The sequence below is a fragment of the Nonomuraea sp. NPDC052634 genome (assembly GCF_040678535.1).
Taxonomy (GTDB): Bacteria; Actinomycetota; Actinomycetes; order Streptosporangiales; family Streptosporangiaceae; genus Nonomuraea; species Nonomuraea fastidiosa.
In genome coordinates this window covers 2,610,274-2,628,742 of record NZ_JBFATY010000001.1, presented here as the reverse complement: position 1 = coordinate 2,628,742, position 18,469 = coordinate 2,610,274, and the positions used below count along the sequence as shown (strand labels likewise).

Annotated in this window: 19 protein-coding genes; 15 read left to right on the top strand and 4 right to left on the bottom strand. The window is 71.4% G+C overall.

From position 1 onward, the window contains the following. Positions 1-122 precede the first annotated feature (122 nt). From AB0K67_RS11675 to AB0K67_RS11665, 3 genes are read left to right on the top strand one after another with little or no spacing between them, the layout of a single operon-like run. A complete protein-coding gene (locus AB0K67_RS11675) occupies positions 123-1,529 on the top strand; it encodes an Nramp family divalent metal transporter (protein ID WP_364056813.1) in 1,407 nt (468 codons plus the stop codon). After that, entirely contained in the window at positions 1,529-2,017 is a 489-nt protein-coding gene (locus AB0K67_RS11670; protein ID WP_364056811.1) for a hypothetical protein, read from the top strand. The genes AB0K67_RS11675 and AB0K67_RS11670 overlap by 1 nt, the downstream gene beginning before the upstream one ends. Continuing rightward, complete coding sequence (locus AB0K67_RS11665) at positions 2,014-3,006, top strand: TerC family protein (protein WP_364056809.1); 993 nt, start codon at positions 2,014-2,016, stop codon at positions 3,004-3,006. The genes AB0K67_RS11670 and AB0K67_RS11665 overlap by 4 nt, the downstream gene beginning before the upstream one ends. Before the next feature lie 123 nt (positions 3,007-3,129). On the opposite strand, the gene AB0K67_RS11660 is transcribed toward AB0K67_RS11665, so the two are convergent. The 3 genes from AB0K67_RS11660 to AB0K67_RS11650 all read right to left on the bottom strand — a co-directional run bounded on the left by AB0K67_RS11660 (position 3,130) and on the right by AB0K67_RS11650 (position 5,684). After that, positions 3,130-3,306 carry a hypothetical protein gene (locus AB0K67_RS11660; protein WP_364056807.1) on the bottom strand — a complete coding sequence of 59 codons (177 nt, stop codon included), beginning with the start codon at positions 3,304-3,306 and terminating at the stop codon, positions 3,130-3,132. Between the two features lie 143 nt (positions 3,307-3,449). Then, positions 3,450-4,187, bottom strand: a complete 738-nt coding sequence (locus AB0K67_RS11655) for a GntR family transcriptional regulator (protein ID WP_364056804.1) — start codon at positions 4,185-4,187, stop codon at positions 3,450-3,452. Between the two features lie 243 nt (positions 4,188-4,430). Further along, positions 4,431-5,684: an MFS transporter gene (locus AB0K67_RS11650; RefSeq protein WP_364056801.1), complete on the bottom strand. Its 1,254-nt coding sequence runs from the start codon at positions 5,682-5,684 to the stop codon at positions 4,431-4,433. An 89-nt stretch (positions 5,685-5,773) separates the two neighbouring features. On the opposite strand from AB0K67_RS11650, the gene sucC reads away from it, so the two are divergent. From sucC to AB0K67_RS11620, 6 genes are read left to right on the top strand one after another with little or no spacing between them, the layout of a single operon-like run. Then, positions 5,774-6,907, top strand: coding sequence for an ADP-forming succinate--CoA ligase subunit beta (sucC, locus tag AB0K67_RS11645; protein ID WP_364056798.1), 1,134 nt, complete (start codon positions 5,774-5,776; stop codon positions 6,905-6,907). Continuing rightward, entirely contained in the window at positions 6,907-7,794 is an 888-nt protein-coding gene (gene sucD / locus AB0K67_RS11640; protein ID WP_364056795.1) for a succinate--CoA ligase subunit alpha, read from the top strand. The genes sucC and sucD overlap by 1 nt, the downstream gene beginning before the upstream one ends. Further along, complete coding sequence (locus tag AB0K67_RS11635; protein WP_364056792.1) at positions 7,791-8,576, top strand: TIM barrel protein; 786 nt, start codon at positions 7,791-7,793, stop codon at positions 8,574-8,576. Before sucD ends, AB0K67_RS11635 begins: the two co-directional genes overlap by 4 nt. Further along, the gene (locus tag AB0K67_RS11630) at positions 8,573-9,433 is read left to right on the top strand and encodes a 2-hydroxy-3-oxopropionate reductase (RefSeq protein ID WP_364056789.1); all 861 of its coding nucleotides are present in this window, start codon (positions 8,573-8,575) and stop codon (positions 9,431-9,433) included. Before AB0K67_RS11635 ends, AB0K67_RS11630 begins: the two co-directional genes overlap by 4 nt. Next, positions 9,430-11,151 carry a glyoxylate carboligase gene (gcl, locus tag AB0K67_RS11625; protein ID WP_364056786.1) on the top strand — a complete coding sequence of 574 codons (1,722 nt, stop codon included), beginning with the start codon at positions 9,430-9,432 and terminating at the stop codon, positions 11,149-11,151. The genes AB0K67_RS11630 and gcl overlap by 4 nt, the downstream gene beginning before the upstream one ends. Positions 11,152-11,165: 14 nt before the next feature. After that, a complete protein-coding gene (locus tag AB0K67_RS11620) occupies positions 11,166-12,716 on the top strand; it encodes an aldehyde dehydrogenase family protein (protein WP_364056783.1) in 1,551 nt (516 codons plus the stop codon). A 12-nt stretch (positions 12,717-12,728) separates the two neighbouring features. On the opposite strand, the gene AB0K67_RS11615 is transcribed toward AB0K67_RS11620, so the two are convergent. Beyond that, positions 12,729-13,112, bottom strand: a complete 384-nt coding sequence (locus tag AB0K67_RS11615) for a DUF6703 family protein (protein ID WP_364056780.1) — start codon at positions 13,110-13,112, stop codon at positions 12,729-12,731. 59 nt (positions 13,113-13,171) lie between these two features. Between AB0K67_RS11615 and AB0K67_RS11610 the strand changes: the two genes are divergently transcribed. From AB0K67_RS11610 to AB0K67_RS11585, 6 genes are all read left to right on the top strand, one after another. Then, positions 13,172-13,501: an antibiotic biosynthesis monooxygenase family protein gene (locus AB0K67_RS11610; protein WP_364056777.1), complete on the top strand. Its 330-nt coding sequence runs from the start codon at positions 13,172-13,174 to the stop codon at positions 13,499-13,501. Between the two features lie 89 nt (positions 13,502-13,590). Continuing rightward, positions 13,591-14,976, top strand: coding sequence for a glycine--tRNA ligase (locus AB0K67_RS11605; RefSeq protein WP_364056774.1), 1,386 nt, complete (start codon positions 13,591-13,593; stop codon positions 14,974-14,976). Positions 14,977-15,250: 274 nt separating this feature from the next. Then, complete coding sequence (locus AB0K67_RS11600; protein WP_364056771.1) at positions 15,251-15,397, top strand: hypothetical protein; 147 nt, start codon at positions 15,251-15,253, stop codon at positions 15,395-15,397. After that, positions 15,394-16,461 (top strand): MoxR family ATPase, encoded by a 1,068-nt coding sequence (locus tag AB0K67_RS11595; protein WP_364056768.1) that lies wholly within the window; start codon positions 15,394-15,396, stop codon positions 16,459-16,461. The genes AB0K67_RS11600 and AB0K67_RS11595 overlap by 4 nt, the downstream gene beginning before the upstream one ends. Then, the gene (locus tag AB0K67_RS11590) at positions 16,458-17,417 is read left to right on the top strand and encodes a DUF58 domain-containing protein (RefSeq protein WP_364056765.1); all 960 of its coding nucleotides are present in this window, start codon (positions 16,458-16,460) and stop codon (positions 17,415-17,417) included. The genes AB0K67_RS11595 and AB0K67_RS11590 overlap by 4 nt, the downstream gene beginning before the upstream one ends. Next, the gene (locus AB0K67_RS11585; protein ID WP_364056762.1) at positions 17,414-18,358 is read left to right on the top strand and encodes a VWA domain-containing protein; all 945 of its coding nucleotides are present in this window, start codon (positions 17,414-17,416) and stop codon (positions 18,356-18,358) included. Before AB0K67_RS11590 ends, AB0K67_RS11585 begins: the two co-directional genes overlap by 4 nt. The last annotated feature ends 111 nt before the right edge of the window (positions 18,359-18,469 follow it).

The window sequence follows — 18,469 nt, the reverse complement described above, 5'->3', positions numbered from 1 at the left end:
CGCAGAGGAAGGCAACAAACCCCCCAGGAGGTCCGTAGGTGGACACATCGAACAGACCACCGGCGACGGCCACGCCGCCGGTCGAGGATCGACGAGTATGGAAAGCGGGCCGGCTGGCGCCGATGCCCATCAGGAAGCTCCCCGACGCGCCTCCCTCGGTGCACCTCATCGGGCCGACGGTGTTCCTCGTCGCGCTCGGCGTGGGCATGGGCGAGTCGTACATGTGGCCCCGGCTGGTGCTGCTGTTCGGGCCCGAGATCAGGTGGCTGTTCCTGATCGGCGTCACGCTCCAGGCCGTGGTCATGCTGGAGATGGCCCGCTACGCCATGGCCACGGGGGAGAGCATCTTCTCCGGCGCGGCCAGGGTGTTCAAGCCGCTGATGTGGTTCTTCTTCGTGGTGGCCATCGCCGTCTACATCTGGCCCGGCCACCTGTCCGCAGGCGCGGCGGCGTTCGAGGAGATCACCGGAATCCCCTGGGTGGTGACCGCGATCGCCGGGCTGGTCCTCGTCGGCGTGGTCTTCACCCTCGCCAAGGTGATCTACAACCTGCTGGAGAACGTGCTCTCCCTGCTGATCGGGGCGCTCGTGCTCGGCACGGCCGTGGTCGCGGCCATGGTCGGCTCCTGGGGAGACGTGGTGTCCACGATCACCGGCATGTTCTCCTTCGGCTACCTGCCTCCTGAGGCCATGACGGCCACCTGGTTCCCCGTCATCGTCGGCGCCTGCGCCTTCGCCGGCCCCTCGGGCATGCAGCAGATGTGGTACACGCTGCACCTGCGTGACTCGGGGGCCGGCATGGGCGTGCACCAGCCGAAGGTGGTCGGGCTGCGCCACGCCGGCGCCCAGGAGGAGCAGGAGAGCCGCGGGTACATGTTCGACACCTCCGACCCGGCCGAGATGGCCAAGTGGAAGGGCTGGCGGCGCTGGGTCACCTTCGACGCGCTGCTGCTCTTCTGGGGCATCACCATGCTGGTCACCATCTCCTTCACGGTGATCGCCCAGGCGGCGGTACGGATCGACCCGGCCGTGCGCTCGGCGCTCATGGCCGACGACCGTGAGGTGGCGCTGACCGCGATGGCCAACGCCGTCTCCTCGGCGGGCAGCTCGGTGCTCGGGGTCGTGTTCCTCGGGTTCATCGCCCTGATCGGCCTCAACGCGACGCTGGGCCTGTTCGACTCGTTCTCGCGCGGCCAGGCCGACATGACCTACCACTTCATTCCCGGTGCCAAGAAGCTGGGCATGTCCCGCCTGTACGGCATCTTCCTCTGGGGCGTGATCATCTTCGGCATTCTGATCCTGCTGTTCGGCCCCGCCGACGGTCCCAGCGGGATCCTGGACACGCTGGCGTTCCTGTCGACGTTCGCGATGGGCGCGTACTGCGTCACCCTGCTTCTGGTGAACAACCGCATGCTGCCCAAACCGATCAGGCCCAAGTGGTGGGCGAACGCGATCATCGGGCTGGGCGCGGTGTTCTACCTGGGCATGCTCTTCTACAGCCTGTTCGCCTACGGCGTGGTCGTGGGCTGATGACCGGTCGGCACAGTTTCGAGCTCGCCCTGCCAGGGGCGTCGATCGGAGCCGTCGCCGGAGCCATGGCCGGTGGGCTGATCCTGCTCGCGGGACAGCCCATCGGGATGGCCGCGCTGTCGGCCCTGGCGCTCGCCGTACCGCTCGCCTTCTTCGGCGGCATGTACGGCGTGCTCCTGGCCCACCGCGTGTTCCGGCCGGGCACGTTCGGGCCCGTCGGCCTCTACTGGATGGTGGCCTTTCCCCTCTCGCGCCTGCTGCAGGAGAGCGTGGCCGGGGCCGGCATGGCCGACGGTGTGCCGCTGTTCCTGGCGTACCAGGCGATGATCAGCCTCGGTTTCGCGATCGGCTTCCTGTGGATGCACGAGCGGCTCATGCCGCACTGGCTGGTCCGGGTGGCCGGCGGCAACCCCGCCGCCAAGGAGCTGCTCGACCAGTACATCCGTTACGCCCGGATGATGCAGGCGAGGAAGGGAGCGCGTAGGTGAACCTGCCCTTGTGGATCTGGCTGGCCACGATCGGCGGTTTCTGCGTCGTACTCGCCGTCGACTTCTACCTCGTCGCCCGGAACCCGCACGAGCCCTCGTTCACGGAGTGCGTGGCCTGGGTGAGCTTCTACGTCGGCCTGGCGGTGGCCTTCGGGGCAGGGCTGCTTCTGCTGTCGGGCCCGTCGCACGGCGGCGAGTTCTTCGCCGGGTGGATCACCGAGTACTCGCTCAGCGTGGACAACCTCTTCGTCTTCCTGCTGATCATGAGCCGCTTCCGGGTGCCCAGGGAGTACCGCCAGAAGGTGCTGCTCATCGGCATCGTGCTGGCGCTGATCCTGCGGGGCGGCTTCATCGCGGCCGGCGCGGAGGCGGTGTCGAGGTTCGACTGGCTCTTCTACGTCTTCGGCGCCTTCCTCGTCTACACGGCGTGGAAGCTGATGGGCGAGGAGGACGAGGAGGCGGAGTTCTCCGAGAACGTCGCGCTGCGCACGGTGCGCCGGGTGCTGCCGACCACGGACACCTACTACGGGGCCCGCCTGACCGTGCACCTCGGCCGCAGGATGGTGACCCCGATGCTGATCGTCATGGTCGCCATCGGGACCACCGACCTGCTGTTCGCGCTGGACTCCATCCCGGCCATCTTCGGGCTGACGAAGGAGCCGTACCTGGTCTTCACCGCCAACGCCTTCGCCCTCATGGGGCTGCGCCAGCTCTTCTTCCTGATCGGAGGACTGCTGAACCGGCTGGTCTACCTCAGCAAGGGCCTGTCGGTCGTGCTGGCCTTCATCGGGGTGAAGCTGATCCTGGAGGCCCTGCACCACGACGGGGTTTCGTGGGCGCCGGAGATCCCGATCCTGGTGTCACTCGGGGTCATCGTCGGCACTCTCGCCGTGACGACGGTGCTCAGCCTGATCAAGTCGGCACGCGATGCCAAGGCGGAGAAGGCGAAGCAATCGGAGGAGGAGCCGGAGCCGGCCGCGGAACGCTGATCCGCGCCGGACGCGGGGGCGGAGGCCGCTGCTTTCGAGGGTGGCCGCCCCCCTGCCGCCGATCATGCCGGCGACGGTGTCTCGACGGCTTGAGCCCGGGTGGGGGGTGCTCGCTGACGGCACTCAGTGCCGGGGGCTTCTGCGGATGTCGATGTCCTTGCTCCACTCGCGCAGATGGCGGTCGGCGTCGTCGGCGGAGTAGTGCTTCCTGAGCGCGGTGCTCAGGCCGATGCCGATGGCCCGGCCGTCCGCCGCCTGACCGGGCGGATCACCGAGGAGAAAGCGGAAGAACGCTTTCATCGTCATGCACCTCCAATCGGTGTGGCTCCATCCTCTGCCCGAGGTGTTTCGGAGCACGTGGGCTTGTGTGAACGTCACGTCAACCGGGACCGTTCCCGCGGGCCGGGCCCGATCCGGGGCACTGCGCGGTGGAAGGGAAGCGCTCAGCCGGCCTGGCGGGTGCGGCGGCGGCGCACCGGCTTGGGCGCGGGCTCGACCGGCTCGTTCTCGCGCTGCTTCATGTACGAGGTACGCGTGTGCTCGGTGTGCTCGCGCATGATCTTGGCCGCGCGCCGCTCGTCACCGGCCTCGATGGCGTCGATGAGCGCGGAGTGCTCCTCCCACGAGGCCATGCCGCGCTGGCGGGCCACCGGCGTGTGGTACCACCGCACCCGCCTGGCCACCTGGGCGGCCAGCTCGGCGAGCACCTTGTTGCCCGACAGGTCGGTGACCAGCGCGTGCAGCTCGGAGTTGGTGGCAACGGCGGCTTCGACGTCGTCGGACTGCACGGCGGCGATGCCGCGCGCGCACAGCTCGCGCAGCCGCTTCACGCCGTCCTCGCCCGCGTGCTTGGCCGCAAGGCGCGCCGACTCGGTCTCCAGCAGAGCGCGTACGGCGAGCAGCTGGTCGGCCTCCTCGACGGTCGGGACGTGCACGAACGCGCCCTGGCCGGGGAAGAGATCGACCCAGCCCTCACCGCTGAGCTGCTGCAACGCCTCGCGGACCGGTTGCCTGGAGACGCCGAGCAACTCGGCCAGCTCGCTCTCGACGAGGTGCTGGCCCGGCTTGAGCTGCCCGGAGACGATGAGCTCTTGGATAGCCTCGATGACGCTCTCGCGGAGCGTCGCCGGACGGGGGATCTTCGGGGCCGCCGTCTGACCGGCCTGATCCGACAGCAACATGGGTCACGTCTCCAGGGCTGGAATTCGGTTTTTGGTCGACTGCCTACAGCATACCGTCCTGGGGTTCCGCTCGCCCGTGAGTCTCATCACAGTGCGTCATCACGGTGGTCGGTAGGGACGGTGTGAAGGGACGGTTCGGGGGTGGTGCTGAGGACGGTGCCGGAGCGGCGTCCGGGAGGGTCCCGGGGGCGGCGTCCGGGAGGGTGCCGGGGGACGGTGTCCGGGAGGGTGCGGAGGGCTTCGTCACAGCGGGATGGTGGCGGGCAGGCCGGGGATGCGCAGGCGGGGCGTCGCCAGCGCGGGCAGTGCCGCCAGCGCGGCGGCGGCCAGCAGCGCGGCTCCGGGGGCGGTGAGCGCGATGTACGCGAGCCCCGCGGCCATCACCCCCGCCACCGCCTTCGCGCTGTAGACCACGGCGTGGATCTCGGTGGCCCGCTCCGCGCCGAACAGCTCGCGGACGAGGCCGGCGAGCAGCGGGTAGAACGCGCCGCCGCCGAGCCCGGCGGCGATCGCGCCGAGCCACAGCAGGAGCGTGCCGCCCGGCCGCTCGTAGGCGGTCTGCGCGGCCACCGCGAGCAGCACCTGACCGGCGGCGAGCGCGCAGAACACGGCGGACAGCACCCGCCGGCGGCCGTACAGCTCGCAGGCGCGCATGGCGACCGCCCGGCCCGCGCCGTTGAGCGCGACGAGCAGCGCCACCGCGCCCCACGCGCCGGTGGCGGCCACCACGATCACGTCGAGCACCGAGACCGCGCCCGCGCAGACCAGCATCACCGCGAGCGCGGGCAGCGTGCGGGTGCGCAGCGCCTGCGCGAGGCCGAACTGCTTGGCCGACTCGGGCGCCGTGCGCAGGCGCGCCGCGTCGAGCGCGTGGCTGCGCGGGTCCACGTCCTGCGGCCACCACAGGGGAGGAGGCAGGCGCAGATGCCGGGCGGCGGTGGCGAGCACGGCCGTCGCGACCGCGGCGGTGACCAGGAACGCGGCGCCGGTGGCCGCGGGGAACGGCCCGGCCCACAGCAGCAGGGGCACGGCGCCGTAACCGAAGGCGCCGGTGATGAGGCCGACGCGGGCGGCGGGGCGTTCGGGGTACCAGGAGGAGACGACCTCGCCGCAGACCCCGTACACCAGGCCGGCGCCGAGGCCGCCGAGCACCGCGTACCCGGCGAGCGCGGCGGGTGACAGGCCGGAGGTGAGCCCGGCGGTGGCCAGGCCGAGCCCGGTGAGCGCGGCTCCGGCCGCCAGGCACGGCCGCACGCCGAGCCGCCTGCGGCGTACGAGGTGCAGCGCGGGCAGCGCACCCGCGGCCTGGCAGGCGATCCAGACGGCGAGCAGCGTCAGGCCGCCCGCCTGGCGGGTGTGCAGGGCGGCGTAGCCGTACTGGAGCGGGCTGATCACCGCCATCGAGGCCAGGGCCAGCCGGAACATGCACACGCGGTCGGCGGGGACGGGTCCAGGGAGGTACGAGCGCCCCCGCCAGTCTTTAATTGCATTCTCCATACAGTATGGAATATCCAGAATGCCGGAGCCTGTCGAGACCCTAGACGGCGAATACTCCATACGGTATACCGTCTACAAAGGAGGCTCGAATGGACCTGTACGAGTACCAGGCGAAGGAGCTCTTCGGGCGTCACGGGATCCCGGTCCCCGCCGGCCGGGTCGCGGCCACTCCGGAACAGGCCCGCGCGATCGCGGCGGAGCTGGGCACGCCCGTTGTCATCAAGGCCCAGGTGAAGACCGGCGGGCGGGGCAAGGCGGGCGGCATCAGACCGGCGGCGGGGCCGGCCGCGGCCCAGGCGGAGGCCGAACGCGTGATCGGCATGGACATCAAGGGGCACACGGCCCGCCGGGTGCTGGTGGAGGCCGCGACCGTGCCGTTCGAGGAGTATTACGCCGCCTTCCTGGTGGACCGGGCGGAAGGCGCGTTCCTCGCCATGGTGTCGGCACAGGGCGGCATGGAGATCGAGGAACTGGCGGCGCGCGACCCCGACGCCATCGTGAAACTGCCGATCGACCCGGCGACAGGGGTGGGCGCCGGCACCGCGCGGCTGCTCGCGGCCAAGGCGGGCCTGCCCGAGCAGACCGCCGAGGTGCTGGAGAAGCTGTGGCAGGTGCTGGTCGCGGAGGACGCGCTGCTGGTCGAGGTGAACCCGCTGATCCGCACCACCGACCAGCGCATCGTGGCGCTCGACGGCAAGGTCACGCTCGACGACAACGCCGCCTTCCGGCACGACCGGCAGGAGTACGCCGAGCGGTCCGACGGCCTGGAGGCCCAAGCCAGGGCCAAGGGGCTCAACTACGTCAAGCTGGACGGCACGGTCGGCGTGATCGGCAACGGTGCGGGCCTGGTCATGAGCACGCTCGACGTGGTGGCGGGCGCGGGCGCGAACCCGGCCAACTTCCTCGACATCGGCGGCGGCGCCTCCGCCCAGGTCATGGCCGACGGGCTGGAGATCATCCTGGCCGACCCCGACGTGCGGTCGGTGCTGGTCAACGTCTTCGGCGGCATCACGGCCTGCGACGCCGTGGCCAACGGCATCGTCACCGCGCTGCGGCTCCTCGGCGACCGCGGTAACGGCAGGCCCATCGTCGTACGGCTCGACGGCAACAACGCCGAGGTGGGCCGGCGCATTCTCAGCGAGGCCAGGCACCCGGCGGTACGCCAGGTCTCCACCATGGACGGCGCCGCCGAGATGGCGGCACGACTCGCGGCAGGTGCGTAATGGCGATCTTTCTGACCAAGGACAGCCGGGTGCTCGTGCAGGGCATGACCGGCGCGGAAGGCAGCAGGCACACGGCCCGCATGCTCGCCGCGGGGACCGACGTGGTGGCCGGCGTGACCCCCGGCAAGGGCGGGCGCTCGGTGGACTTCGGCGAGCGCACGGTGCCGGTGTTCGGCTCGGTGGCCGAGGCCGTCGCCGAGACCGGGGCCGATGTGTCGGTGGTGTTCGTGCCGCCGCGCTTCACCGCCTCGGCCGTGGAGGAGGCGATCGAGGCGGGCGTGCCGCTCTGCGTGGTCATCACCGAGGGCGTGCCGGTGCACGACGCCGTACGCCTCCGCGCGCTGGCGCGCGGGCGCACCAGGATCATCGGGCCCAACTGCCCGGGACTCATCAGCCCGGGACAGTCGTCGGCCGGGATCATCCCCGCCGACATCACCTCCGCCGGCCGCATCGGGCTGGTCTCCAAGTCGGGCACGCTCACCTACCAGCTCATGTACGAGCTGCGCGACCTCGGCTTCTCCACCGCCGTCGGCATCGGCGGCGACCCGGTCGTGGGCACCACGCACATCGACTGCCTCCAGGCGTTCCAGGACGACCCGGGCACCGACGCCATCGTGATGATCGGCGAGATCGGCGGCGACGCCGAGGAGCGGGCCGCCGCCTACATCGAGCAGCACGTCACCAAGCCCGTCGTCGCCTACGTCGCGGGCTTCACCGCGCCCGAGGGCAAGACCATGGGGCACGCCGGCGCGATCGTGTCCGGCTCGTCGGGGACGGCGCAGGCCAAGAAGGAGGCGCTGGAGGCGGTCGGCGTACGGGTCGGGAAGACGCCGTCGGAGACGGCGCGGCTGCTGCGCTCGGCCCTGTCCAGGGCGGCGGCGTCGTGATCCGGGTTCCCGAAGGGGTCGCGTTCGACGTCAACCTGTCGATCCTGTTCACCGGCCTGCCGCTGCTGGAACGCCCCGCAGCGGCGGCCAAGGCCGGGTTCGGCGCGGTCGAGCTGTGGTGGCCGTTCGGCGGTCCCGACCCGAGCGGCGCCGAGCTCGCCGCGCTGCGCGCGGCCGTCGAGGACGCCGGGGTGCGCCTGGTGGCGCTCAACTTCGACGCCGGCGACATGGCGGCGGGCGAGCGCGGCCTGCTGGCCAGGCCCGGCGGCTCGGCCCGCTTCCAGGCGAATATCGACGCCGCCGTACGCCTGGCCGGCGAGCTGGGCTGCACGGTGCTCAACGCCCTGTACGGCAACGACCCCGGCACCGACAGGGATCTCGCGGTGGCCAACCTGCGCAGGGCGGCCGACGCGGCGGCGGACATCGGCGCGACCGTCGTCGTCGAGGCGCTGAACGGCCACGAGAACCCGCACTACCCGATCACCTCGTCGGCCGCCGCGTTCGAGCTGATCGGCCAGGTGGACCGGCCCAACGTGGCGTTCCTCGCCGACCTGTACCACCTGCACAGGATGGGCGAGGACGTGCTCGCGCTCATCGACCGGCACGCCGGCGCGTTCGGGCACGTGCAGATCGCCGACGACCCCGGCAGGGGAGCGCCGGGCAGCGGGCGGATGCCGTACGGGGAGATCTTCGAGCGGCTGGCGGCGGCGGGCTACCGCGGCCACGTCGGCCTGGAGTACCGGCACGAGGGGCCGGGCGCGTTCGACTGGAGGCGCACATGAACATCGGGTTCATCGGCTTGGGGATCATGGGCGGCCCGATGGCGGCCAACCTGCTCAAGGCCGGATTCGCCGTGAAGGGCTACGACGTCAGCCCCGCGCGCGTGGAGCATCTCGCCGGACGCGGCGGCAAGGGCGCGACGGGCGTGGTCGACGCGGTGGCCGGCGCCGACGTGGTGATCACCATGCTGCCCGACTCGCCGCAGGTGGAGGAGGTCGCGCCGCTCGTCATCGAGTACGGCAAGCCGAACCTGCTCTACATCGACATGAGCACGATCAAGCCGGAGACCTCGCGCGAGGTGGCCAGGCGGGCGGCGGCCGTCGGCGTACGCGCGCTCGACGCCCCGGTCAGCGGCGGCGAGCGCGGCGCCGTGGACGGCACCCTGTCGATCATGGTGGGCGGCGCGCCCGAGGACGTGGAGGCCGCCAGGCCGGTCCTGGAGCGCCTCGGCACGACCGTCGTGCACGTGGGCCCGGCAGGGGCGGGACAGACCGTCAAAGCGGCCAACCAGCTCGTCGTGGGCGGCATCTACGGCCTGGTGTCGGAGGCGATCGTGCTGCTGGAGGCGTCGGGCGTCGATCCGGCGGCCGGGCTCGACGTGCTGGCCGGCGGCCTGGCGGGCTCGCGGATCCTCGACCTCAAGCGCCACACCATGGTCAAACGGGAGTTCACCCCCGGCTTCCGCATCGACCTGCACCACAAGGACATGGGCATCGCCCTGGACGCGGCCCGCGCCGCCGGGGTCAGCCTGCCGCTCACCGGGCAGGTCGCCCAGCTCGTCGCGGCGGCCAGGGCGCAGGGGCACGGCTCGCTCGACCACTCCGCCCTGCTCAAGGTGATCGAAAGGCTGAACGCATGAAGCGAGTGCCCTGCATGGAGGCCGTGGTCGCGGTGCTGGAGTCGGAGGGCGTCGACACCGTCTTCGGCATCCCGGGCGCGGCCATCCTCCCGCTGTACGCCGCGCTCCAGCACAGCTCGATCCGGCACATCACCGTACGGCACGAGGAAGGCGGCACCCACGCGGCCGACGGCTGGGCCCGGGCGACCGGCAACGTCGGCGTCTGCATCGGCACGTCGGGCCCCGCCGGCACCAACATGATCACCGGCCTCTACACGGCGCTCGCCGACTCGATCCCGCTCATCTGCGTCACCGGCCAGGCCGCCAGCACCAAGCTGCACCAGGAGGCGTTCCAGGCGGTGGACATCGTGGAGGTCGCCAGGCCGGTGACCAAGTGGGCGGTGCAGCTCAGGGAGCCCGCGCAGGCGCCGTGGGTGTTCAGGGAGGCGTTCAGGGTCGCCCGCTCGGGACGTCCCGGTCCTGTGCTCATCGACCTGCCGATCGACGTGCAGCGCGGCACCTGCCGGTACGACCGGGAGCTGGACGCGCCGCTGCCCGTCCCCGTGCCCGAGCCGCTGCCCCGGTCCGTGCGCGCGGCCATGGACCTCGTCGAGGAGGCCAGGCGGCCGATCATCCTGGCCGGCGGCGGCGTGATCATCGCGAACGCGTGCGACGAGCTGCGCGCGCTGGCCGAGCACCTTCAGGTGCCGGTGCAGGTGACGCTCATGGGCAAGGGCGCCTTCCCCGAGGACCACCCGCTGTTCGCCGGGATGGCCGGCATCCAGACGCAGACGCGGTGGGGCAACGCCGCGTTCCTGGAGAGCGACCTGGTGCTGGCCGTGGGCGCCCGCTTCGGCGACCGGCACACCGGCGACCTCGACGTCTACCGGCGCGGCCGCAGGTTCGTGCACGTGGACATCGACCCGCTGCAGATCGGCCGGGTCTTCGAGCCCGACCTCGGCGTCGTCGGGCACGCCAGGCCGGTGCTCGCCGGGCTGCGCGACGAGGCACGCCGCCGCGGCGGCCCGCGCGAGCCGGGCAGGTGGGTGCGCCGGGTCGCCGAGCTGCGCGGCACGCTCACCCGCAGAGACGACTTCGACGAGGTGCCGATCAAGCCGCCCAGGGTGTTCAAGGAGATCAACGAGTACTTCCCGCGCGACACCACGTTCGTCACCGCGATCGGGCTCTACCAGATCTGGTCGGGCCAGTTCCAGAGGACGTACCTGCCGCGCCGCTACCTGGTCTGCGGGCAGGCCGGGCCGCTGGGCTGGGAGGTGCCCGCCGCCATGGGCGTCAAGCTCGCCCATCCCGAGCGGCAGGTCGTCGCGGTGGCCGGCGACTACTCCTTCCAGTTCCTCATGGAGGAGGTTGCGGTGGCGGCGCAGTACCGGGTGCCGTTCGTCATCGTCATGATCAACAACGAGTATCTCGGGCTCATCAGGCAGGCGGAGCTCCCGTACGGCATGAACTACGCCGTCGATCTGCACTACGGGGAGGGCGGCATCGACCATGTCAAGGCGATGGAGGCGTTCGGCTGCCCGGCGCGCCGGGTGGAGCTGCCCGGCGACATCCGCGACGCGCTGGCATGGGCGAGCGCGGAGTCGGCGCGCGAACGGCTGCCGGTGCTGGTGGAGGTGATGGTGGAACGCGAGGCCGACGCCGCCATGGGGCCGGCGCTCGACGCCGTCGAGGAGTTCGAGCCGCTGCCCGAGCTCATCACCGCCGACTGGTCGGACTGAGGAGGGAGGTCACCATGCGGCTCAAACCAGGGACGTCCTGGCAGGAGGCGTACGAGCGGTGCCGCCGCGTCGCCCCCGAGGCCTTTCACGACGACCGCGTGCTGAACCACTGGGGCGGCATCTGGCACCGCGACGGGCGTCCGGTGCCCGGCTTCTCGCCGCTCGACGGCACCGCCATCGCGGGACCGCCCCGGCTCGACAGGGCAGGCGCCGGCCGGGCGGTGGCGGGCGCGGTCGACGAGCACCGCCGCTGGCGCCACACGCCGCTCGCCGAGCGCAAGGCCATGGTGGCGGCGGCCGTGGAGTCGATGGCCGCCCACCGCGACCTGCTGGCACTGCTGCTGGTCTGGGAGATCGGCAAGCCGTGGAGGACGGCCTGCGCCGACGTGGACCGCTGCCTCGACGGCGTCCGCTGGTACGTCGAGGAGATCGACCGCATGGTGGCCGGGCGCGCCCCGCTACCGGGCCCGGTCAGCAACATCGCGAGCTGGAACTACCCGATGAGCGTGCTCATGCACGCCATGCTCGTGCAGGCGCTCGCGGGCAACGCGGTGATCGCCAAGACGCCCACCGACGGCGGGCTGTGCTGCCTCACCCTGGCCTGCGCGCTGGCCGTGCGCGAGGGGCTGCCGTTCACGCTGGTCAGCGGGGGAGGGGCGGAGCTGTCCCCGGTGCTCGTCGGCTCGGCCGCGCTGGGCTGCGTGTCGTTCGTGGGCGGCAGGGACGCCGGCGCTAAGGTGGCGACCTCGCTGGCCGGGCTCGGCGGGCTCGGCCGGCGGCACGTGCTGGAGCAGGAGGGGCTCAACTGCTGGGGCGTGTGGGAGTACGGCGACTGGGACCTGCTCACCAGGCAGATCCGCGCCACCTTCGACTACGGCAAGCAGCGCTGCACCGCCTACCCGCGCTTCGTCGTGCAGCGCTCGCTCTTCCACGAGTTCCTGGCCGCCTACCTGGAGGCGGTGCGCTCGCTGCGCTTCGGGCATCCGCTGGCCGTGGCCGAGGCCGGCGACCCGCTGCCGGAGCTGGACTTCGGCCCGCTCATCAACGCCTCCAAGGCCAAGGAACTGGCCGATCAGGTGGACGAGGCGGTGGCCAGGGGCGGGGTGCCGGTGTACCGGGCCGCACTCGACGACGGATGCTTCCTCCCCGGTCAGGATATTTCGGCGTACTTCGCACCGACGGCGCTGCTCAACCCGCCCCCGTCGTCGCCGCTGCACCACGCCGAGCCGTTCGGGCCCGTGGACACGATGGTGCTGGTCGACACCGAGGCCGAGCTGCTGGCCGCCATGAACGCGAGCAACGGCGCCCTCGTCGCCACCCTGTCGTGCGATGAGGAGGCGACCTTCCAGCGGCTCGCGCCCGAGGTGCGCGCGTTCAAGGTCGGGCACAACCGGCCGCGCTCGCGCGGCGACCGCGAGGAGCTGTTCGGCGGGCTCGGCGCGTCGTGGCGCGGCGCGTTCGTGGGCGGCGAGCTGCTCGTCCGCGCCGTCACCGTTCCCGTCTCCGGCGGCTCGGACGACGAGCGCCTGCCGGGCAACTTCCCCGGCTACACGCTGCTGCCCTGACCACCTGAGGTGTCAGAGCGCGCCGAAGCGGGTCGCCGCCAGCAGGACGAGGAACGTCAGCATGGCGACCCGCAGCAGCTTGCCGCCCGCGCCCAGCGACGGCCACGACAGATACGCCAGCCAGCCGATGAACGCGAGCACCGGCAGCACCGCCACGCCGCCGAGCGGGTTGGTCACCGCGAACCCGGCCAGCAGCAGCATCACCATCACCGCCGGCGTCACCCAGCGGGGCACCTGCGTGAACAGGTATGTGATCGGCACCGCGCTGCGCTGCTCCACCGCCTTGCGCAGCCCGGTCGCGCCCGGCGTGAAGAACTGCTCGCCCGGCGGCAGCGGGCGCTGCTTGCCGCCGCGGATGTCGTCGCGCTTGTCCGCGCGCCTCTTCTCAGGGGCCACGCCGCGAAGCCTACGGGAGTTCGCGCGACTCGTGGGGCCTGCACCTCTAGGCTGGTCGGGTGCTCGCCGTGATCCGATACACCGTCCCAGAGTCCCAGTCCCAGGACTTCGTCAAGCAGGGCCAGACCATCCTCGACACCTTCGCGCAGCAGCCCGGCTACCGGCGTGGCAGGCTCGCCCGCTCGGTCGACGAGCCCAACCTGTGGGCGCTGATCTCGGAATGGGAGGGCGCCGGCTTCTACCGCAGGGCCCTGTCGGCCGCCCGGATGGTGATGTATCCGCTGATGATCCTCATGCTGAACGAGCCCAGCGCGTACGAGGACGTTTACACGTATGACGCCCAGGACGCCCAGGACGCCCCTGACACCTCCTCCGGGACGAGTGATTAGTCGCGCGCGAGAGCAGCCGACCGTGCCCTAAGCTGGGAGCTCATCGAATCACCCTCGCCGACCTCCAGCCGGAAAGAGAATCAACCAAAATGGCACGACGCACCGACGTCATCGACACCATCGTCAGCCTCGCCAAGCGCCGCGGGCTCGTCTACCCGTCGAGCGAGATCTACGGCGGACTGCGCGCGTCGTGGGACTACGGTCCACTGGGCGTCGAGCTGAAGAACAACGTCAAGCGGCAGTGGTGGCTGTCGATGGTCCAGTCCCGCGAAGACGTCGTGGGCCTCGACTCGTCCGTCATCCTGGCGCCCGAGGTGTGGCGCGCGAGCGGCCACGTCGACACCTTCACCGACCCGCTGACCGAATGCCTGTCCTGCCACAAGCGCTTCCGCGCCGACCACCTCATCGAGGCGTACGAGGAGAAGAACGGCAAGGCCCCTGAGGGCGGCCTGGCCGACATCACCTGCCCCAACTGCGGCAACAAGGGCACCTTCACCGAGCCCCGGCAGTTCAGCGGCCTGCTCAAGACCTTCCTCGGCCCGGTCGAGGACGAGTCGGGCCTGGCCTGGCTGCGGCCCGAGACCGCGCAGGGCATCTTCATCAACTACCTCAACGTCCAGCAGTCGGCGCGCAAGAAGATCCCGTTCGGCATCGGCCAGATCGGCAAGTCGTTCCGCAACGAGATCACGCCGGGCAACTTCATCTTCCGCACCCGCGAGTTCGAGCAGATGGAGATGGAGTTCTTCGTCAAGCCCGGCACCGACGAAGAGTGGCACCAGTACTGGATCGACGAGCGCTACCGCTGGTACTCCGACCTCGGCATCAGCAAGGACAACCTCCGGCTCTACGAGCACCCCAAGGAGAAGCTGTCCCACTACTCCAAGCGCACGGTCGACATCGAATACCGCTTCAACTTCGCCGGCTCGGAGTGGGGTGAGCTGGAGGGCATCGCCAACCGCACCGACTTCGACCTGTCGGCCCACGCCAAGGCGTCCGGCGTCGACCTCAGCTTCTTCGAGCAGGAGAGCGGCGAGCGCTACATCCCGTACGTCATCGAGCCCGCGGCCGGTGTCGACCGCGCCACGCTGACGTTCCTGCTCGACGCCTACAGCGAGGACGAGGCGCCCAACGCCAAGGGCGTCATGGAGAAGCGCACGGTGATGCGGCTCGACCACCGGCTCGCGCCGGTCAAGGCCGCGGTGCTGCCGCTGTCGCGCAACGCCGACCTGTCGCCCAAGGCGCGCGACCTGGCCGCGCAGCTGCGCCGCCGCTGGAACGTCGAGTTCGACGACGCGGGCGCGATCGGCCGCCGCTACCGCCGCCAGGACGAGATCGGCACGCCGTTCTGCATCACGATCGACTTCGACACCCTGCAGGACAACGCGGTGACGATCCGCGAGCGCGACTCGATGGCCCAGGAACGCATCTCCATCGAGGGCGTCGAGTCCTACCTGCGCCAGCACCTGAACGACTGACCCGCCGAGGGCCGCTCGCCGTTGTGGCGGGCGGCCCTTTCACGTCCCTGTGCGGGGGCGGCGTCCTGGGGCGTGACACCGGCATCCCGGAGCGTAGACCGGCCTCCCGGAGTCCCTCCTGGGCGCAGACCGGCCGGCCTCCCGGAGCGCAGGTCGGCGTCTCGGGGCGTACACCGAAAATTTGTATAAAGACGACGGTTACGCTGCTTTTCGCGGTCGCCTGATGACATTCGTCCTAAGCCGATTACCGGCACATACGAGGGACGAGGGATTCATGCGTAAACCACGTTTCGCTCTTACGTTGCTCGCCGCGGCCGCGCTGATGATGACGGGCGGCGCCGCGTTCGCCGAACCGGAGCCATCGGCCCTGGAGCTGCGGGTCGTCGTGGACGACTGCCGGCACGGGAGCGTGCAGCCATGACCGACCCCGCACTGCTCGAACGCGCCCTGTTCGAGATCAAGCGCGTGATCGTGGGTCAGGATCACATGGTCGAGCGCCTGCTCGTCGCCGTTCTCGCCAAGGGTCACTGCCTGCTTGAAGGCGTGCCCGGCATCGCCAAGACGCTCGCCGCCGAGACCACCGCCACGGTGGCCGGCGGCACGTTCGCGCGCATCCAGTTCACGCCGGACCTGGTGCCGGCCGACATCGTCGGCACCAGGATCTACCGGCCGTCGTCCGAGACGTTCGACGTCGAGCTCGGACCCGTCATGGTCAACCTGCTGCTCGCCGACGAGATCAACAGGGCGCCCGCCAAGGTGCAGTCGGCGCTGCTGGAGATCATGGCCGAGGGGCAGGTGAGCATCGGCGGCACCACGTACGAGGTGCCCCGGCCGTTCCTGGTGCTCGCCACCCAGAACCCCATCGAGTCCGAGGGTGTCTACCACCTGCCCGAGGCGCAGCGCGACCGCTTCCTGCTCAAGATCGACGTGGACTATCCCAGCGAATCGGAGGAGCTGGCGATCGTCTACCGCATGAGCGTGGACCCGCCCGCGCCCCAGCGCGTCCTCGGCCCCGAGGAGGTCATCGCACTCCAGCGCCGGGCCGAGGAGGTCTTCGTGCACCACGCGGTCGCCGAGTACGCCGTCCGCCTGGTGTACGCCACCCGCGACCCCGACAGGTACGGCATCCCCGAGGTGGGCCGGCAGCTCGTCTTCGGCGCCAGCCCCAGGGCCACGCTCGGCCTGCTGGCCGCAGGGCGGGCGCTCGCGCTGCTGCGTGGGCGCGACTACGTGCTGCCCGAGGACGTACGCGATCTCGCGCACGACGTCATGGCGCACCGGCTCGTGCTCTCCTTCGACGCGCTGGCCGACGGCGTCATGCCCCGGCAGGTCGTGGACCGCGTGGTGGCGGCGGTGCCCCTGCCGGTCGTCACTCCCCAGCAGCGGGCCGGCACGCAGCCGGACACGCAGCCGGACACGCAGCCGGGCATGCGGGCGGACATGCGGGCGGACATGCGGCCGGACATGAGAACGGACGCCGCATGAAGCCGTACCTGATGGCCGAGCCCGCGCTGCGCAGGCTCGAGCTGACGATCACGAGGAGGCTGGATGGGCTGCTCCAGGGCGAGCACATGGGCCTGGTGCCGGGTCCGGGCAGCGAGCCCGCGGAGTCGCGGGCGTACCGGCCGGGCGACGACGTGCGGCGGATGGACTGGAACGTCACCGCGCGCACGAACGAGCCCCACGTCCGTGACCTGGTCGCGGACCGGGAGCTGGAGGTATGGGCGCTGCTCGACGCCACCGCCAGCATGGACTTCGGCACCGTCGCGATGGAGAAGCGCGAGCTCGCGCTGTCCGCGCTGGCCGCGATCGGCTTCATCACCCAGCGCACCGGCAACAGGATCGGCGTCCACGTGCTGCACGGCGGCGGGGTCAGGACGCTGCCCGCCAGGACGGGCAGGCCGCACCTGATGGCGCTGCTCCAGGCGGCGTTCGCGCTGCCGCGCACCCCGCCCGGCGTGGCCGAGCCGCTGCTCGGCGTCGCCGCCGAGCACCTCGGGCGGCTGACCAGGCGGCGCGGCATGGTCGTCGTCCTGTCGGACTTCCTCGACTCGCCCGAGACCTGGGAGCCGCCGCTGCGCCGCCTCACCGCCCGCCACCAGGTGCTGGCCGTGGAGGTGATCGACCCGCGCGAGCTGACGCTGCCGAACGTCGGCATCCTCACGGTGATCGACCCGGAGTCCGGACGGCGGCGCGAGGTCGCCACCGGCAGCTCCCGGCTGCGCCGCAGGTACGCCGAGGCCGCGCTCGCCCAGCGGGACGCCGTCTCCGCCGGGCTGCGCAGGGCCGGGGTGACCCACATGCGGCTGCGTACCGACCGGGACTGGGTGCGCGACCTGGTCAGGCACGTCATGCGGCAGCGCCGCCTGGCCGCCCTGGCCGCCGGCCCCACCAGGCACGGACACGCTCCCATGAGCGGAGGAGGAGGTGACGCGGCGTGACCCTCATCGCGCCCCTCTGGCTGCTGCTGCTCATCCCGGTGGCGCTGCTCGCGGTCACGTACGTCATCGTCGCGCTGCGCAGCAGGACCGCGTACGCCGTCCGCTTCGCCAACTACGACCTGCTCGACAAGGTCGCGCCGCGCCGGCCCGGCTGGCGCAGGCACGTGCCCGCGGCGGCGCTGCTGCTCATGTTCGCGCTGCTCGTGGTCGGCTTCGCCCGGCCGACCGCCGAGGTGCTGGTGCCTCGGGAGCGGGCGACCATCATGGTGGCCTTCGACGTGTCCGCGTCCATGGGGGCCACCGACGTCTCGCCCAACCGGTTCGAGGCGGCCAAGCGGGCGGCCGACCAGTTCGTCCAAGGGCTGCCCGAACGCTTCAATCTCGGGCTGGTGTCGTTCTCCGGCTCGGCCTCCGTCGCGGTGCCGCCCACCACCGACCGGCAGGCCGTACTGACCGCGCTCGAACGCCTCGGCACCGACTCGGGCACCGCCATCGGCGAGGCCGTCTTCACCTCGCTGGAGGCGATCGCCGCGCTCGACAGCGAGGAGGAGGCGCCGCCCGCGCACATCGTGCTGCTGTCGGACGGCTCCAACACCACCGGCCGCACCGTGGGCGAGGCCGCGGCCGAGGCGTCCGCGCGCGGCGTCCCGGTCACCACCATCGCGTACGGCACCCCGGACGGCGTCATCAGCCTGTCCGGGCGCGACGTACCGGTCCCGGTGGACGGGCCGGCGCTGCAGAGCCTCGCCGAGACCGCGGGCGGCGGCTTCTACGAGGCCGCGAGCGGGGACGAGCTGCAGGCCGTCTACGAGGACATCGGCACCTCGGTCGGCTACCGCACCGAGCGTCAGGAGGTTTGGCAGTGGTTCGTGGCGGCGGGGCTGATCTGCGGGCTGGTGGCGGCGGTGACGTCGATGCTGTGGTTCTCGAGGCTGCCATGAAAGGCATCGGCTCGCCGTCAGGTCCCGACTTCCGCACTCCGCCCGCCGTCCGTCCGGGTCCGTCCGTACCGCCCGCCGCCCCTTCAGCATCACCCGCCGACGAGTCCTGCC

What these genes read in the sequence shown, in the direction of transcription:
- AB0K67_RS11675 (WP_364056813.1), top strand. Translation starts at nt 123, where the DNA reads ATGCCCATCAGGAAGCTCCCCGACGCGCCTCCCTCGGTGCACCTCATC.
- AB0K67_RS11670 (WP_364056811.1), top strand. Translation starts at nt 1,529, where the DNA reads ATGACCGGTCGGCACAGTTTCGAGCTCGCCCTGCCAGGGGCGTCGATC.
- AB0K67_RS11660 (WP_364056807.1), bottom strand. Translation starts at nt 3,306, where the DNA reads ATGAAAGCGTTCTTCCGCTTTCTCCTCGGTGATCCGCCCGGTCAGGCG.
- AB0K67_RS11655 (WP_364056804.1), bottom strand. Translation starts at nt 4,187, where the DNA reads ATGTTGCTGTCGGATCAGGCCGGTCAGACGGCGGCCCCGAAGATCCCC.
- AB0K67_RS11650 (WP_364056801.1), bottom strand. Translation starts at nt 5,684, where the DNA reads ATGGAGAATGCAATTAAAGACTGGCGGGGGCGCTCGTACCTCCCTGGA.
- sucC (WP_364056798.1), top strand. Translation starts at nt 5,774, where the DNA reads ATGGACCTGTACGAGTACCAGGCGAAGGAGCTCTTCGGGCGTCACGGG.
- sucD (WP_364056795.1), top strand. Translation starts at nt 6,907, where the DNA reads ATGGCGATCTTTCTGACCAAGGACAGCCGGGTGCTCGTGCAGGGCATG.
- AB0K67_RS11630 (WP_364056789.1), top strand. Translation starts at nt 8,573, where the DNA reads ATGAACATCGGGTTCATCGGCTTGGGGATCATGGGCGGCCCGATGGCG.
- gcl (WP_364056786.1), top strand. Translation starts at nt 9,430, where the DNA reads ATGAAGCGAGTGCCCTGCATGGAGGCCGTGGTCGCGGTGCTGGAGTCG.
- AB0K67_RS11620 (WP_364056783.1), top strand. Translation starts at nt 11,166, where the DNA reads ATGCGGCTCAAACCAGGGACGTCCTGGCAGGAGGCGTACGAGCGGTGC.
- AB0K67_RS11605 (WP_364056774.1), top strand. Translation starts at nt 13,591, where the DNA reads ATGGCACGACGCACCGACGTCATCGACACCATCGTCAGCCTCGCCAAG.
- AB0K67_RS11600 (WP_364056771.1), top strand. Translation starts at nt 15,251, where the DNA reads ATGCGTAAACCACGTTTCGCTCTTACGTTGCTCGCCGCGGCCGCGCTG.
- AB0K67_RS11595 (WP_364056768.1), top strand. Translation starts at nt 15,394, where the DNA reads ATGACCGACCCCGCACTGCTCGAACGCGCCCTGTTCGAGATCAAGCGC.
- AB0K67_RS11590 (WP_364056765.1), top strand. Translation starts at nt 16,458, where the DNA reads ATGAAGCCGTACCTGATGGCCGAGCCCGCGCTGCGCAGGCTCGAGCTG.